Genomic DNA, 15,295 nt, shown 5'->3' with positions numbered 1-15,295 from the left:
CCTTGTCAGCGGTCGATTTTATGGCCCAGAATGAGCCCGTAAGTGCCGTTCTGGCGCGATCTATGCATTAGTTTTCCCGGGCTAAGGAGAATACGAATGAAACATGTGGGTATCATTGGCTTGACGCTGGCCGCCGCGTTTTCCGCGGGCGCCGCGAATGCCGAAGAACTGACCGGGACCTTGAAAAACATCAAGGAAACCGGTGCGATCACCCTTGGTTATCGTGACGCTTCCATCCCGTTTTCCTACCTCGATGACAGCCAGAAGCCGATCGGTTTCGCGATGGACATCTGCTACAGGATCGTCGATGCGGTGAAGGCCGAGCTCAAGCTCGACAAGCTCGAAGTCAAGCTCAATCCGGTGACGTCGTCGACCCGGATTCCGCTGCTCGCCAACGGCACCATCGATCTCGAATGCGGATCGACCACCAACAACGCCGACCGCCAGAAGCAGATCTCCTTCACCAACACCCATTTTCTGACCGCGAGCCGTTACGTTTCCAAGAAATCCAGCAAGATCAACTCGATCGACGATCTCAAGGGCAAGTCGGTGGTCTCGACGGGGGGCACCACCAATATCAAGCAATTGGTCGAAGCCAATGCCGCCCGCAATCTCGGCATCAACGTCATCACGGCCAAGGATCATCCCGAGGCGTTCCTGATGGTCGAGACCGATCGCGCGGTCGCCTATGTGATGGACGACATTCTGCTCGCAAGCTTCGTGGCGGGATCAAAGGATCCGGATGCCTATGTGATCTCGACGGATGCGTTTTCGACGCCCGAACCTTACGGCATCATGCTGCGCAAGGATGATCCGGCCTTCAAGAAAGTCGTCGATGGCGCGACCGCCGCACTCTACACCAGCGGCGAGGGCCAGAAGCTCTACGACAAATGGTTCACGCAGAAGATTCCGCCGAAGGGGTTGAATCTCAACACGCCGATCGGCGCGGAGCTCAAGCACGAATTCGCCAAACCGTCGGACTCGCCCGATCCGGCCTCCTACAAGGCGATGTAAGGCCAAGGCGATGTAGGCTCCGTGAATTACCATTGGAACTGGCGCATCTTCTGGGAGCCGGCCCCTGACGGGACCGGCAGCTATCTCGATATGTTGCTGTCGGGCCTGCTTGTGACCATCGAGGTCGCGATCTGCGCCTGGATCATCGCGCTGGCGTTCGGATCGATTGTCGGCGTGCTGCGCACGCTGCCATCGAAGACCGCTTCCTGGATCGGTTTCTGTTACGTCGAATTCTTCCGCAACATGCCGCTGTTGGTGCAACTGTTCCTGTGGTTCTTCGTGTTGCCGGAACTGCTGCCGTCGGCGTGGGGACTCTGGCTCAAACAGCTTCATAATGGGCCGTTCTATACCGCGGCGATCGGCATCGGGTTGTTCATGTCGGCGCGAGTCGCCGAGCAATTGAGAGCGGGGATCGGATCGCTGCCGCGCGGACAGAAGCTCGCCGCGACCGCGCTCGGGCTGACGACGGCGCAGACCTATCGTTATGTGCTGCTGCCGATCGCGTTTCGAATTATCATGCCGCCGCTGACCTCGGAATTTCTCAATACCATCAAGAATACGTCGGTGGCGATCACGATCAGCCTGATCGAGTTGACCGGTGCCGCGCGCTCGATGCAGGAGTTTTCTTTCCAGGTGTTCGAGGCCTTCACGGCGGCGACGCTGCTGTATCTCATGATCAATGTCGTGGTCGTCATCGCCATGCGCCTCATCGAGCGCGGCCTGGCGATTCCCGGCTATATCAGCGGGAAGTGAGCCGCACCGATGTTCGCCAATTTCGATTTCGACGTGATCCGCCGCTCACTGGCCTATCTGTTCCTCGACGGCATGACCTTCACGTTGATGCTGACCGGCCTTGCCGGCCTCGGCGGCCTGGTGTTCGGCACGCTGATCGCGTTGATGCGGCTGTCGAGGTTCAGGCTGATGGGACACATCGCCGGCCTCTATGTCGACCTGATACGATCGCTGCCGCTGGTGCTGGTGATTTTCTGGTTCTATTTCCTGGTGCCCTATGTCGGGCAATGGCTGACCGGAGCGTCGCGGCCGATTCACGTCGGCGCGTTCGCCTCCTCGCTGGTTACCTTCGTGATGTTCGAGGCGGCGTATTTTTCCGAGATCATGCGTGCGGGTATCCAGTCGATCTCCAAAGGGCAACCCGCCGCGGCCCAGGCGCTCGGCCTGACTTACAGTCAGACCATGCGCTACGTCGTGCTGCCGCAGGCGTTTCGCAACATGCTGCCGGTGCTGCTGACCCAGACCATCGTGTTGTTTCAGGACACCTCGCTGGTCTATGTGGTGTCGATCCCGGACTTCCTGGGCGCGGCCAGCAAGGTCGCGCAACGCGACGGCCGGCTGGTTGAAATGTATCTGTTCGCGGCCGTGGTTTATTTCGCGATTTCCAGTTTTGCCTCCTTCGGTGTCCGGCGCCTGCAGTCGCGCATCGCCATTGTCCGGTAGTGAGAACGTCATGATCGAGATCAGCCACGTCGACAAATGGTATGGGCCGAGCTTCCAGGCGCTGAAGGATTGTTCGACCAGCGTTGCCAAGGGCGAGGTGGTGGTGGTCTGCGGGCCGTCCGGCTCCGGAAAATCGACCTTGATCAAGTGCGTCAATGCGCTGGAGCCGTTCCAGGCCGGCCACATCGTGGTCGATGGCATCAGCGTCAGCGATCCCAGGACGGATCTGCCGAAGCTGCGCGCCCGGGTCGGCATGGTGTTCCAGCATTTTGAATTATTCCCGCATCTTCGGATCATCGACAATCTTTGTCTCGCGCAGCAGAAGGTGCTGGGGCGGTCGCGCGACGAGGCCATGGCAAAGGGCTCGAAATTGCTCGACCGGGTCGGGCTGAAGGATCACGCCCGCAAGCACCCGGCCGAATTGTCCGGCGGCCAGCAGCAGCGCGTCGCGATCGCGCGGGCGCTGGCGATGGATCCGATCGCGATGCTGTTCGACGAGCCCACCTCGGCGCTCGACCCCGAGATGATCAGCGAAGTGCTCGATGTGATGGTCGACCTCGCCCGCGAGGGCATGACCATGATGGTCGTGACCCACGAGATGGGCTTTGCCAGCAAGGTGGCTCATCGGGTGATCTTCATGGACCAGGGCGAAATCGTCGAGGACGCGCTGAAGACCGATTTTTTCGGTAGCCCCCGCAGCGATCGCGCGCAGAAGTTCCTGTCGAAGATATTGTCGCATTAGGGCAGGGCGCTCCCAACGTCATTGCGAGGAGCGTAGCGACGAAGCAATCCACGCCACACAGCAAAGCTGGATTGCTTCGTCGCTACGCTCCTCGCAATGACGGAAGTGATCCAATTTCCTCGATCAAGCCTTAATAATTATTGTATACTAACAGCCGCCATCCCTTCACTGCCCGACAGGAGAACCCACTTGGACTCGATCGCTTACGTCAATGGATCATTTGTGCCGCTTTCCGAGGCCAAGGTTTCGGTGCTCGATCGCGGCTTCCTGTTCGCCGACGGCATCTATGAGGTCGCCGCCGTGCTGGACGGTAAATTGATCGACAACGCATCGCATCTGGCCCGGCTCGCGCGTTCGGTCGGCGAAATCTCGCTGGCGCTGCCGGAGAGCCTTGCGCGGATCGAGGAGATCCAGAAAGAACTGGTCACGCGCAATAATCTCGTGAGCGGCCTGGTCTATCTGGAGGTGACGCGCGGGGCCGACACCGGCCGGGATTTTGCGTTTCCGAAAGGCGTCAAGCCGACCTTGATCCTGTTCACCTCGGCGAAGGATATCGTCAACGCGCCATCGGCCAAGACCGGGATCGGCGTCATCACCGTGCCGGACATCCGATGGACCCGGCGCGACATCAAGAGCGTGGCGCTGCTGGCGCAGGTGCTGGCAAAGCAGGCGGCGGCGGAAGCCGGCGCCGGCGAAGCCTGGATGATCGAGGACGGCAAGGTCACCGAAGGCGGTTCGTCATCGGCGTTCATCCTGACCCAGGACGATGTGCTGGTGACGCGGCAGAACGGCAGCGAAATTCTGCCGGGCTGCACCCGCAAGGCGGTGGTGGCGCTCGCCGAAGAGCGGCAGCTCCGGGTCGAGGAACGGGCGTTCACCATCGAGGAGGCGCTCGCGGCCAAGGAAGCCTTCATCACCAGCGCCAGCTCGTTCGTGCAGGCGGTGGTCTCGATCGACGGCAAGAAGATCGCCAACGGCAAACCGGGAGCGATGACCGACCGGCTGCGCGAGATCTATGTGGACTTCGCCAGGAAGACGGCTGTTTAGAACGCGATGAGACTAGATTGAGCCGGGCTATCCGCGTGCTTCCTTCACCTCTCCCCGCCGGGGAGAGGTGAAGGGAAATCGCGACCGATTCAATCTGCCCGCGCATGACGATTTGGAAATACGGCGCAAAGCCTACGCCGCGTCGGCCTTGACGCTGGCCTTGATCTGCGGCACCGCGCGAAAGCTGATCGCCAGCCTGTTCCAGGCATTGATGGTTGCGATCAGCATGGTCAAATTGACCGTCTCGGCTTCGGAGAATTGCGCGCGCACCGCTTCGTAAACGTCGTCGGGCGCGTGGGTTTCCGAAATCAGCGTCACCGCTTCAGTCCAGGCCAGGGCGGCGCGCTCGCGGTCGGAATAACCAGGCGATTCTCGCCAGGCGTTCAGCAGATAAAGCCGCGCTTCGGTTTCGCCGTGTTTACGCGCGTCCTGGGTGTGCATGTTGATGCAAAAGGCACAACCGTTGATTTGTGACGCGCGGGTCTTCACCAGTTCGATCAGGGATTGCTCAAGACCGCTCGCCTGCACCTGGGATTCGAGCGCGCTGAGCGCTTTGATGGTATCGGGCGCGGCCTGATAGAAGTTCATGCGGGGTTTCATGGTCATTCTCCTTTGGTTGTCGTTTGGGGGATGTCTTAATGGGCGCCGCCGGCGTCGAGGTGGCCGGCCTTCCGCAGGAACAGGACGGCCACGAGCGCCACCAGCAGTGCTGTGCCCATCAGATAGAAGGTGTCGCTGAAGGCCAGGATGAAGGCCTGTTTCTGCACCACCGCGCCGATGGCGACGAACGCGCGGCGCGTGGCGTCGGCGCGCTCGGTGATGCCGTGATTGATGAAATATTGCGTGAGCTGATCGATCCGCGCGCGCGTCGCCTGTTCGAACAGTGAGACCGACGGCGTCAGCACGTTGGAATGATATTGCTCGCGCTTGGTCAGGAAGGTCTGCAGCATCGCGATGCCGACCGCGCCGCCGAGATTGCGCATCATGTTGAACAACCCTGACGCCGAACCGGCATTCTCGGCCTCGATGCCGGCGGTGGCGACGGCGGAGAGCGGCGCGAACGCCAGCGCCTGACCGACCGCGCGAACCACGTTAGGCCAGAACAATTGATCAGAGCCGTAATCCGTCGTCATGTAGATGTTCATGAAGTTGGAAGCGGCGAACAGCGCGAAGCCGACGCCAATGATCAGTCGTGCATCGAAGCGCTTCATCAGCCGCGGCACCATCGGGATCAGGACGAGCTGCGGCAGGCCGGTCCACGCCAGCACCATGCCGATCTGCTCGGAATTGTAACCCTGGATGCGCGCCAGATATTGCGGCAGGATGAACACCGAACCGTAAAGCGCCGTGCCCATCAGGAAGTTGGCCAGCACGCCGAAGCCGAAATTGCGCCGGGCGAGCAGCCGCAGATTCAACACCGGCTTCTTGCAGGTCAGTTCGATCCAGAAGAACAGCGCCAGGGCGATGGCTGCGATGGCCGACAGGCGGACGATGAAGTCCGATCCGAACCAGTCGTCCTTGTTGCCTTCCTCGAGCACGGTCTGTAGCGCGCCAAGGCCGATCGCCATGGTGGCGATGCCGGGCCAATCGCCCTCGCGCAGCAGCGCGAGCTTCATCGGCTTGGATTCCAGCGAAAACCAGAGCATGCCGACCATGAGGGCGCCCGGCACCAGATTGACATAGAAGATGTACTGCCAGCCCCAGTTCTCGGTGAGATAGCCGCCGATGGTCGGGCCGATCGCGGGCGCGAAGGTGGCCGACACCGCGAACAGCGCCAGGCCAACGGATTGCTTGGCCTTCGGCAATAGCGTGATGATCAGGGTAAAGGCCAGCGGGATCAGCACGCCGCCGAAAAAGCCCTGCAGCGCGCGCAGCACGATCATTTGCGACAGATCCTGCGCCAGCGCGCAGGCCGCCGAAAACACCAGAAACAGCACGGCGTTGGTGAGCAGATAGATCCGGACCGAGAACACCTGCGCGAGCCAGCCGCTCAAGGGAATCACGATGATCTCGGCGATCAGATAAGAGGTCGAAATCCAGCCGCCGTCGTCGATGCCGGCGCCGATCCCGCCCTGGATGTCGGCCAGCGAGGCGTTGACGATCTGGATGTTGAGCACCGCCATGAAGGCGCCGAGTGTCGCGCCGAGCACCGCGATCCAGGTCTTGAACGGCACGGCCTGCGGAGCCGCGGCCGGCCTTTCAGGTGCGGCCGGGCTGGCGGGACGGTCGCCGTTGTGATTGGCGGATGCGGCGTTGACGGCGGTTGGCAGCGTGGTCATGGCTGTTTCCTCTTTGGCGACAGCGGCAGAATGCATTGGGCGGACGCATCAGATAATCCGCAAAAAGGCGGAAGGATTATCCAGCAAGACTTGATACTGAAAAGTTCTTGATGCTGAAGGTTGTTGCCTTGGGTGCGAACACCATCCAGCGAAGTAACGCGTGAGGGGGCGTCTTCTTGTCGAGACGTCACCTCTCACTGGCTCGCACCTAGCGATGCTCGCCGTTCTCTCCCGGGGGCAGGGAGGGAAGCAGTTGCGCAACCCGGCGATTGGCTTCGCGCTCGGCGACCACCGTGGCCTTGGTGTTGACGGTCGGCTCCGCCGACATTCCCGGACGCAGCAGGCCGGTCAGGCGGTGATCGTCGAGCACGATCTTGACCGGAACGCGCTGCACGATCTTGGTGAAATTGCCGGTCGCGTTGTCCGGCGGCAGCAGCGCGAATTCGAGGCCGCTGGCTGGCGACAGGCTGTCGACATGGCCCTTCAGCCTGGTGCCGTGGAAACTGTCGATCTCGATCTCGACCGGCTGGCCATTGCGCACATGGGTGAGCTGGGTTTCCTTGAAATTGGCCACCACATAGACCGCATCGAGCGGAACCACCGCCATCAGTTGCGTGCCGGCCTGCACGAATTGGCCGACCCGCAAGGTCCGCGCGCCAACGGTGCCGTCGACCGGTGCGGTGATCTCGGTATAAGACAAGTTCAGCTGCATCTGCTGTTCGACCGCGCGGGCGTGATCCAGTTGCGCCACGGACTTGGCCCGATCGGTGGTGAGCACGTCGATCTTCTTCTGCGCGGCGATCAGGCCGGATTGGCCATGCTGCAACTGCGCGATTTTCTCGCGCAGCGCCGAATCGGTTTGCTGCGCGTGCTGCACCGTGCCGGCGCCCGATTTCATCAAATCGTCGTAGCGGGCCTGTTCCTGCCGCGCGAATTGCAGGCTTGCTTGGGCGGCGGCGACATCGGCGCTGCCCTGTTCGATGACCGGATGTTGCAACGAGATCTGCGCATCGAGGTTACGCACGGTGGCATCGGCCCCAGCGACATCGGCGTGGGCCTGCGCCAGCGCCGTCCTGAAATCGCGATCATCGATCCGCGCCAGCAATTGCCCGGCCTTGACCGGCTCGTTATCGGCCACCAGCACCTCCGCGAGATAACCGGAGACCTTTGGTGCGACGATCGTGGAGTCGGCCTTGACGTAGGCGTCGTCGGTGGATTCCAGGTACCGCCCGGTGGTCAGATAGCCGTAGCCGAAGTCGACGGCGGCGGCGACGCCGAGCGCCAACGCCAACCCCAGGCCTGCGCGCTTGGCCGCCTGCCGATAGGAATGAAAGCCCGTTTTCGTATTCAAATCAGCAGCATAGGTAAGGTCCGCCATAGCATCCTCCGACAAAGACACGGCGTCCCTGGTCGGGCGCCCCCGTGTTGGCCCATAGATGCAATGTCCCGCGCAATGTGATAATCCCCGAAAAACTGGAAGGATTGTCCGGTAAGAGAGGATAATCGGAGGCAACCATGGACCGGCTGACGAGTCTGACGGCGTTCGTTCGGGTGGTGGACAGCGGCGGCTTTTCGGCGGCCGGCCGGCATCTCAACATGTCGACCACCATGGTCAGCAATCACGTCCAGTCGCTCGAAGACCGGCTCGGCGCGCGACTTCTCAATCGCACTACCCGCAAGGTCAGCCTGACCGAAATCGGCAAAGCCTATTACGACCGCTGCACGCAGATCCTGGCCGATCTCGAGCAGGCGGACGACATCGCCGGCGCCATGCAATCGACGCCGCGCGGCACGCTGCGCATCTATACGGCGACGCACATCATTCCCTTTATCTCGCCCGTGGTCGGCGAATTCCTGGCCGCCTATCCCGACGTCAAGGTCGATATGACCATGGGCGAACGAATGATCGACATCGTCGACGAGGGATTCGATATCGCGATTCGCCTGACGCCGCCGCCGGATTCCAGCCTGATTGTGCGCAGCCTGGCGACCTGGCGGCATGTACTGTGCTGTTCGCCCTCGTATCTCGAAAAGCACCCGCGACCGCAGCAATTGTCCGAGCTCACGCAGCATAATTGCGTTCGCCACGCGCTTTATCCATTTGAGGATGGATGGCATTTTACCGACCGCAAGGGGGCGCCCGCCGTGATCCGGATCTCGGGCAATCTGCTCACCAACAGCGGCGAGACGTTGCGGCTGGCAGCCCTGGAAGGCGTCGGCATCAGCCTGGCGGCGGGATTTCTGGTTCATGACGACCTCGAATCGGGCCGGCTGATCCGCCTGTTGCCGGAATACCGGCCGGTCGAAATGTCGATGAACGCGATCTATCCGCACCGCCATCATCTGTCGGCGAAGGTCCGTACCTTCATCGATCTGCTCGCCCACCACAGCGCCGAACAGCAAAAGTTGATCAATCCGTATTCCTGACGGCGGTACCGGTACCTTCCGACGTCTGGATCAGGCCGCTGCTATGCCCTAACGTCACCGGATTGGAGTGGTCGGGCCAGGCTATGTTTGCGCGTAACTCAGCAGTGTCGGCGTCCTGCCTTCGCTATGCGACGCTGTTGGGCGCTCTGCTCGCGGCGGGCGCATCGCCGGCGGCCGATGCGGCGTTTGGGCCGCGCCCTGGAGCTGCGCTGTCGGCGGAAAAGCTCGCGCCGATCGAAGGCTTCATCAATGGCGAGATCGCCGCGGGCCACATTCCCGGCGCGGTCGTACTGGTCCAGCGACACGGCCAGCCGGTGTATCTGAAGGCGTTCGGCAAACGCGACGTCAACGCCGGCGTGCCGATGACGCTGGATACGATTTTTCCGATTCATTCGGTGACCAAGACCATCACCAGCGTGGCAGCGATGCTGCTGGTGGATCGCGGCGCGATCGCGCTCGACGATCCCGTCAGCAAATACATCCCGTCCTTTGCCGACACCAAAGTCGGCGTCGAGCGGAAGGATGAATCAGGCAGACCGGTGCTCGATCTGGTGCCGCCGCGGCGGCCGATCAACATCGAAGATCTGCTGCTGCATACCTCCGGCATCACCTACGGTTTCTACGGCGCGGGACTGGTCAAGGTCGCGTATCAGGGCATCTATCTCGGCGATTTCGACAATGCCGGATTCGCCGAACGGATCGCGACGCGGCCGCTGGCCGAACAGCCGCGCACGCTGTGGGATTACGGTCATTCGGCCGACGTGCTCGGCCGCGTCATCGAAGTGGCCTCCGGCCAGTCGCTCTATCAGTTCGAGAAGCAAAATCTGCTCGATCCGCTCGGCATGACCACGACCAAATTCTTCCTGACCGATCCGGCGGAACGGGCGCGCTACGCCCAGCCGCTCGACAAGGACCGCCATGTCGAGCGCAACTCGCTCAACGTCACGCGATGGGAATCCGGCGGCGGTGGAATGGTCTCGACCGTCGGCGATTTCGCACGCTACGGCCAGATGTTGCTCGACGGCGGCAAGCTCGACGGAAAAACCTATCTCAGCCCGGCGACTTTTGCGGCGATGACGACGGATCATATCGGGCCGGGGTCGGGCGTGGCGCGCAATTACTTCTATTACCCCGGCGACGGCTTCGGATTTGGCTATGGCTTCGGTGTCCGCACCGGCCCCGGCAACGCGGTGCCGCCGCCGCCGGGTTCGCTCGGCGAAATCAAATGGGACGGCGCCACCGGCTGCTACATCGTGGTCGATCGCGCCGAGGACATGTTTTTCGTCGTGATGCAGGATTCGCCGTCGGGGCGAATACACGTCATAACGACGGTCAAGAAGATCATCTACGACGCGTTCGAGAACTGATCCATCGACCCGGTGGATATTTCACCCGGTCGATATTTTGCGTGGAACGGAAGCAATGCTGCGGAAATCAGACACAGGCGAAGACGTCACGACGGCCCCGGCGCGTATCGCAGCGTTTGACCGGGCGCGGACGTTCATCACGCTCCTGGTGCTGGTGCACCATTCCGTCGTCAACTACACCTATTTCGGCAACGGAGATCACGCACACTGGCTCGGCTTCGATCTGGTCGTGCTGTTCAACGACAGTTTCTTCATGGCGTGTATGTTCTTCCTTTCCGGTCTGTTCGCCCGTGACAGCCTGGTGCGGCATGGCCCGGCGAGCTACCTGGGCCAGCGCGCCTGGCGGCTGGGGGTGCCGTTCCTGCTGTCGATCTTCGTGCTGATGCCGATCGCCTATTATCCGACGTTCCTGCGCTATCATCTGCCGGGGACCACCGACTTCAATTTCTTTCATTTCTGGTGGCACACGCTGACGGTCGGGCCGTGGCCGTCGGGGCCGGCCTGGTTCCTGTGGGTGCTGCTGGCGCTGGACGCGATCGTAGCTTTGGTCTGGTCGGTTGCCCCCGGCCCCATCGCGGCACTCGGCCGGTTGATATTCTCCTTGCGCAACCGGCCGGTCACGGCCTTCGCTGCGTTTCTGGTTTTCTCGGTCGTGATCTATCTGCCGATGCGGATGGCGTTTGGTGATTCGAGCTGGCTGGAGCCGGGCGGTTATCCGCTTCCGATCCAGACCAGCCGTATCCTGCTCTATGGCGGGTACTTCTTCGTTGGCGTCGGTGTCGGCGCGCTCAACCTGAGAGATGGCCTGCTGGCCCAAAACGGCGAGGTCGTAAAACGCTGGCTGGTCTGGTCGGCCTTCGCGCTGCTGTTTTATGGCGCGATCCTGCTTCTGGTCTATGCGCACCACAATTGGGTGGCCAATTTCAATTCGCCGCCGCTGGACTGGGAGGTCGGCTACGGGCTTGCCTTTGCGCTGTTCAGCGCCGCGATGGCCTTCGCGGAGCCTACGATTTTCCTGCGCTTTGCCAACGCCGATTGGCGCTGGATGGATCGGCTGCGGCCCTCGGCCTACGGCGTCTTCCTGGTGCACTACATCTTCATCATCTGGCTGCAATACGCGCTCTATGACTATGCGCTTCCCGCGGCCGTCAAGGCGGCGATCGTGTTCGCCGCTACGCTGTCGCTAAGCTGGGCGCTGGTCGCAGCGTTGCGAAGGATCCCGTTCGTGGCGCGGATGATTTGAGGGGCGATCGAATGTCGGTTTCGGAGACCGTATCGACGCTGGAGGACACCGGCGCATGCGCGCAGGCCGCCATCGTGCAGGGGCGCATCGTCGCGCTCGACCGCGCGCGCACCTTTGGCACCTTCTTAGTACTGCTCTACCACTCCGTCATCGACTACACGGTATTCGGTAACGGCGACAGCATGCGCTGGCTCGGCTTCGATCTGGTGGCCTTGTTCTGCGACAGCTTCTTCATGGCCTTCATGTTCCTGATTTCGGGACTGTTCGTCCATGACAGCCTGGCGCGCCGGGGCGCGGCGGGTTATTTGCGCCACCGTGCCTGGCGGCTCGGAGTGCCGCTGCTGATCTCGATCTTCGTGCTGATCCCGATCGCCTATTATGCCTCGTTCCTGCGCTATCATCCGGCCGGCACCACCGATTTCAATTTTGTTCATTTCTGGTGGCACATGCTGACGGTCGGACCATGGCCGTCGGGACAGTCGTGGTTTCTGTGGGTGCTGCTGGTGTTCGATATTGTCGCCGCCGCGATCTGGTCGACGGCGCCGCAGATCTTCACGGGCCTCGGTCAATGGATCGCCGCGCTGCGCGCGCGGCCGGTCGCGGCGTTTGTCGCGTTCTCTGTTTTATCGGTCGTAGTCTATCTGCCGATGCATCTCGTGTTCGGCGATGGCGCCTGGTTCGAGCCCGGCCACTATCCGTTCCCGATCCAGACCAGCCGCATCCTGCTGTATCCGGCGTTCTTCTTTGTCGGCATCGGCATCGGCGCCGTCAGCCTTGCGACAGGCGTGCTCGCCGAACAAGGCCCAATCGCCAAGCGCTGGGCCGTCTGGCTTGGCTTTGCGGTCGTGTTTTATGGCGCGATTTTGCTATTGGTCTATGCCCACCACAATTGGCTGGCGGATTTTTATTCGCCGGCGCTGTGGTGGAAGGTGGCGTACGGCATGGCCTTTGCGCTGTTCAGCGCGGCGATGCCGTTTACGATCCTGGCGACCTCGTTGCGATTGGCGCGGACCAGCCTGAGTCTGCTCGATGCGATGCGGCCGCAGGCCTATGGGATTTATCTGCTGCACTACATTTTCATCATCTGGCTGCAATATGTGATGTACGGCCTAGCACTTCCCGCCGGCGTCAAGGCCGCGATCGTGTTGATCGGTACGCTGTCGGGAAGCTGGGCGCTGACCGTGCTGCTACGACGGATTCCGTTGGTGGCGCGGATGATTTGAAGGTGCACCACCGTCATCCTGAGGAGCGCGCTCTCGCGCGCGTCTCGAAGGATGGCTGCACGCACTGAGCGGAACAACATCCTTCGAGGCTCGCAAGAGCTCGCACCTCAGGATGACGGCAGAGATGGCTCTTGGAATGACGACTTCAGTATCAGCCCCGCGCCCCTTACGGCTTCAGAATCAGCTTCTGCACCCGCCAGTTCAACAGCTCAGCCGCGTAGATCACGTTTTCCGACGGGCAGGCCAGTGCGTGGATCCAGCCGAATTGCTTGAGCTGCTTGCCCGATTGGCCGAGCATGCCGAGCACCTTGCCGTCGAGCGAGAGCTTGTAGATGCGGCCGGGCCAGGAGTCCGAGCTGTAGAGTACCTGGTGCGGCGGCGGTGTGATGCAGATCGCCCACGGCGAACCCGGATGGAAGGTGCCGCCGGCCATCATCGCTTCATCGGGAAGCTTGCCGATCGCGGGCTTGGCATCCGGCGGCACCGGCACGTCGATCACGATCTGGCGCAGGAATTTGCCATCCTTGTCGAACACCTGGATGCGGTGGTTGCCGCGATCGGCGACGTAGACGTTGTCATTGGCGTCGGTCGCGATCGAGTGCGGGGTGTTGAACTGGCCGGGTTCCTTGCCGCGCTCGCCCCATGACTTCAGCCAGTTGCCGTCCTTGTCGACCTTGGCGACGCGTGAATTGATGTAGCCATCGCTGATGAAGGTGTCGCCGGCCTTGTCCCAGGCCACATCCGTGACCTGGCGAAACTTGCCGTCCTCGGCGGGCAGCGGCGGCTTCGGATGCTTGAGCGGTTCGGTATCCTCGTCGGAGGCTTCCTGCTTGCGGCCGAACACCATGATGACGCGGCCTTCGGGATCGAACTTGATCACCATGTCGGAACCCTTGTCGGTCACCCAGATGTTGTCCTGGGGATCGATCTTGACGGCATGGCCAAACGACCAGGCGTAGAGGTTCTTGCCGATTTCGCGGACGAACTGGCCCTTGGCGTCGAATTCCAAAAGCTGTGTCGCGGCCGCGGCATAGGCCGGTCCGCTGGTGTTGCCGCGCGACAGCACGAAAACGTGACCCTTGGAATTAACCGAGACGCCGGATGCTTCGCCGAAATACATGTTGGGCGGCAGCTTTAACGGATTGGGGACGGACTCGAAGGGAATCACCGGCACATTCTGCTGTGCCAAAGCCGGCGATGCCGCCAGCAACAATAATCCAACCAGCCAATGCTTCATGCTCGCTCTCCAGGGCGCTCGTTTTGCTTTTGTCTTTGCGGCGGGTTCTAGTCTATCGGAAGTGCTGACGTCCATCTTTGCTGCTGAAATCCGCGTCATGACCGTTCATCGCCTTGCGCATGGCCCGCAACGAAGTCTCGGGTTTCAGGGTATGAAAATGTCCTCTCTGGTGGTTGCGTTGAAAATGTCGCCTCGACGAAATCTGAAAACCAACGTCTTGTTCGCGCTCGCAGCATTCGCGCTGCTGTCGGTGGCTTCGACCACGCGCGCACTGGCCGGATATCCCGATCGGATCGTCAAAATCGTGGTGCCGTTTCCGCCGGGCGGCGGCACCGATGTGGTGGCGCGGACGCTGGCGCAGGAGATGGCGCAAAATCTCGGCGTCCATGTCATGATCGAGAATAAGCCAGGGGCTGGGACCATCATCGGCACCCAGGCCGTCGCGAGCAGCGAAGGCGATGGTTACACGCTGCTGATGGGCACCTTCGCCAACGCGGTCAATCCCAGCCTGAAAGCCACGCTGCCGTATGATCCGCACCGGGATTTCGCGCCTGTGGCGCTGGTGGCGCGTTCGTTCAATGTGGTCGTGGTCAATCCGAAATCCCCGATCACATCGATCGCGGACCTGATCGCGGTGGCCAGGGCCGAGCCCGACAAATTGTCCTATGGCACATTCGGCATCGGCACCTCGGCGCATCTGGCGGGCGAGCTGTTCAAGGACATGGCGAAGGTCAATCTGGCGACCATCCACTACAAGGGCGCAGCCCAGGCCCTCACCGACCTGATCGGCGGCCAGATCCAGGTCATGTTCACGACGGTTGCAAGTGCGGCGCCGCTGATCGCGAGCGGCCAGTTGCGCGCGCTCGCGGTGACTTCGGCGGAGCGCTCGCCGGCGTTTCCCCAATTGCCGACCGTCGCCGAGGCCGGCGTTCCCGGCTATGCCGCGGAAAGCTGGTATGGCCTGTTCGCGCCGGCCAGGACGCCGCCGGAGGCGATCGATCGCCTCAATCAGTCGGCCGCCATGGCCGTTCGATCCGACGCCTTCCAGAAGCTCGGCGTCGACGAAGGCCTCGTCATGGTCGCGCGCCCGCCCGCGGAGCTCGATCGTTATTTCCGGGCTGAGGAAGCGCGCTGGCGCAAACTGATCCAGGATGCCGGAATCAAGGTCGAATGATCAGAGGATATCGCGGGTTGCGGCGCGGTAGCGGCAAGCTGGTTCGCCCGCGACGTGTTGCTTTTTCGGAATATTCCGACATCGCTG

14 protein-coding genes are annotated in these 15,295 nt (G+C 61.7%); 10 read left to right on the top strand and 4 right to left on the bottom strand.

All coding sequences use genetic code 11. From position 1 onward, the window contains the following. The first annotated feature begins 96 nt into the window (after positions 1 to 96). The 5 genes from GSQ88_RS11575 (at position 97) to GSQ88_RS11555 (ending at position 4,258) form a co-directional block, all read left to right on the top strand. On the top strand, positions 97 to 1,014 hold the full coding sequence (locus GSQ88_RS11575; protein ID WP_159007874.1) for an amino acid ABC transporter substrate-binding protein: 918 nt from the start codon (positions 97 to 99) through the stop codon (positions 1,012 to 1,014). 21 nt (positions 1,015 to 1,035) lie between these two features. Further along, positions 1,036 to 1,767 (top strand): amino acid ABC transporter permease, encoded by a 732-nt coding sequence (locus GSQ88_RS11570; protein WP_159007873.1) that lies wholly within the window; start codon positions 1,036 to 1,038, stop codon positions 1,765 to 1,767. Positions 1,768 to 1,776: 9 nt separating this feature from the next. Further along, complete coding sequence (locus tag GSQ88_RS11565; RefSeq protein WP_159007872.1) at positions 1,777 to 2,469, top strand: amino acid ABC transporter permease; 693 nt, start codon at positions 1,777 to 1,779, stop codon at positions 2,467 to 2,469. Positions 2,470 to 2,479: 10 nt separating this feature from the next. Further along, on the top strand, positions 2,480 to 3,211 hold the full coding sequence (locus tag GSQ88_RS11560; protein ID WP_159007871.1) for an amino acid ABC transporter ATP-binding protein: 732 nt from the start codon (positions 2,480 to 2,482) through the stop codon (positions 3,209 to 3,211). Between the two features lie 189 nt (positions 3,212 to 3,400). Continuing rightward, positions 3,401 to 4,258, top strand: coding sequence for a D-amino-acid transaminase (locus GSQ88_RS11555; RefSeq protein WP_174247984.1), 858 nt, complete (start codon positions 3,401 to 3,403; stop codon positions 4,256 to 4,258). Positions 4,259 to 4,390: 132 nt separating this feature from the next. On the opposite strand, the gene GSQ88_RS11550 is transcribed toward GSQ88_RS11555, so the two are convergent. The 3 genes from GSQ88_RS11550 to GSQ88_RS11540 form a co-directional block, all read right to left on the bottom strand. Beyond that, the gene (locus GSQ88_RS11550) at positions 4,391 to 4,858 is read right to left on the bottom strand and encodes a carboxymuconolactone decarboxylase family protein (protein ID WP_159007869.1); all 468 of its coding nucleotides are present in this window, start codon (positions 4,856 to 4,858) and stop codon (positions 4,391 to 4,393) included. Between the two features lie 35 nt (positions 4,859 to 4,893). Beyond that, positions 4,894 to 6,537: an MDR family MFS transporter gene (locus GSQ88_RS11545; protein WP_159007868.1), complete on the bottom strand. Its 1,644-nt coding sequence runs from the start codon at positions 6,535 to 6,537 to the stop codon at positions 4,894 to 4,896. 208 nt (positions 6,538 to 6,745) lie between these two features. Beyond that, positions 6,746 to 7,915 carry an HlyD family secretion protein gene (locus GSQ88_RS11540; protein WP_159007867.1) on the bottom strand — a complete coding sequence of 390 codons (1,170 nt, stop codon included), beginning with the start codon at positions 7,913 to 7,915 and terminating at the stop codon, positions 6,746 to 6,748. Positions 7,916 to 8,052: 137 nt separating this feature from the next. Here GSQ88_RS11540 and GSQ88_RS11535 point away from each other — a divergent pair, with 137 nt between their 5' ends. The 4 genes from GSQ88_RS11535 to GSQ88_RS11520 all read left to right on the top strand — a co-directional run bounded on the left by GSQ88_RS11535 (position 8,053) and on the right by GSQ88_RS11520 (position 12,797). Further along, positions 8,053 to 8,964: a LysR family transcriptional regulator gene (locus GSQ88_RS11535; RefSeq protein ID WP_159007866.1), complete on the top strand. Its 912-nt coding sequence runs from the start codon at positions 8,053 to 8,055 to the stop codon at positions 8,962 to 8,964. 83 nt (positions 8,965 to 9,047) lie between these two features. After that, positions 9,048 to 10,331 carry a serine hydrolase domain-containing protein gene (locus tag GSQ88_RS11530; protein ID WP_159007865.1) on the top strand — a complete coding sequence of 428 codons (1,284 nt, stop codon included), beginning with the start codon at positions 9,048 to 9,050 and terminating at the stop codon, positions 10,329 to 10,331. Between the two features lie 55 nt (positions 10,332 to 10,386). Continuing rightward, positions 10,387 to 11,574: an acyltransferase family protein gene (locus GSQ88_RS11525; protein ID WP_159007864.1), complete on the top strand. Its 1,188-nt coding sequence runs from the start codon at positions 10,387 to 10,389 to the stop codon at positions 11,572 to 11,574. An 11-nt stretch (positions 11,575 to 11,585) separates the two neighbouring features. Further along, entirely contained in the window at positions 11,586 to 12,797 is a 1,212-nt protein-coding gene (locus tag GSQ88_RS11520; protein ID WP_159007863.1) for an acyltransferase family protein, read from the top strand. Positions 12,798 to 12,963: 166 nt separating this feature from the next. On the opposite strand, the gene GSQ88_RS11515 is transcribed toward GSQ88_RS11520, so the two are convergent. Then, positions 12,964 to 14,034 carry a peptidyl-alpha-hydroxyglycine alpha-amidating lyase family protein gene (locus GSQ88_RS11515; protein WP_159007862.1) on the bottom strand — a complete coding sequence of 357 codons (1,071 nt, stop codon included), beginning with the start codon at positions 14,032 to 14,034 and terminating at the stop codon, positions 12,964 to 12,966. A 184-nt stretch (positions 14,035 to 14,218) separates the two neighbouring features. On the opposite strand from GSQ88_RS11515, the gene GSQ88_RS11510 reads away from it, so the two are divergent. Further along, positions 14,219 to 15,208 (top strand): tripartite tricarboxylate transporter substrate binding protein, encoded by a 990-nt coding sequence (locus GSQ88_RS11510; protein WP_246735233.1) that lies wholly within the window; start codon positions 14,219 to 14,221, stop codon positions 15,206 to 15,208. The last annotated feature ends 87 nt before the right edge of the window (positions 15,209 to 15,295 follow it).

The sequence above is a fragment of the Bradyrhizobium sp. S69 genome (assembly GCF_009766005.1).
Taxonomy (GTDB): Bacteria; Pseudomonadota; Alphaproteobacteria; order Rhizobiales; family Xanthobacteraceae; genus Bradyrhizobium.
Note: the sequence above shows the minus strand (reverse complement) of the source record. Positions and strands in the feature narration are given on the sequence as shown.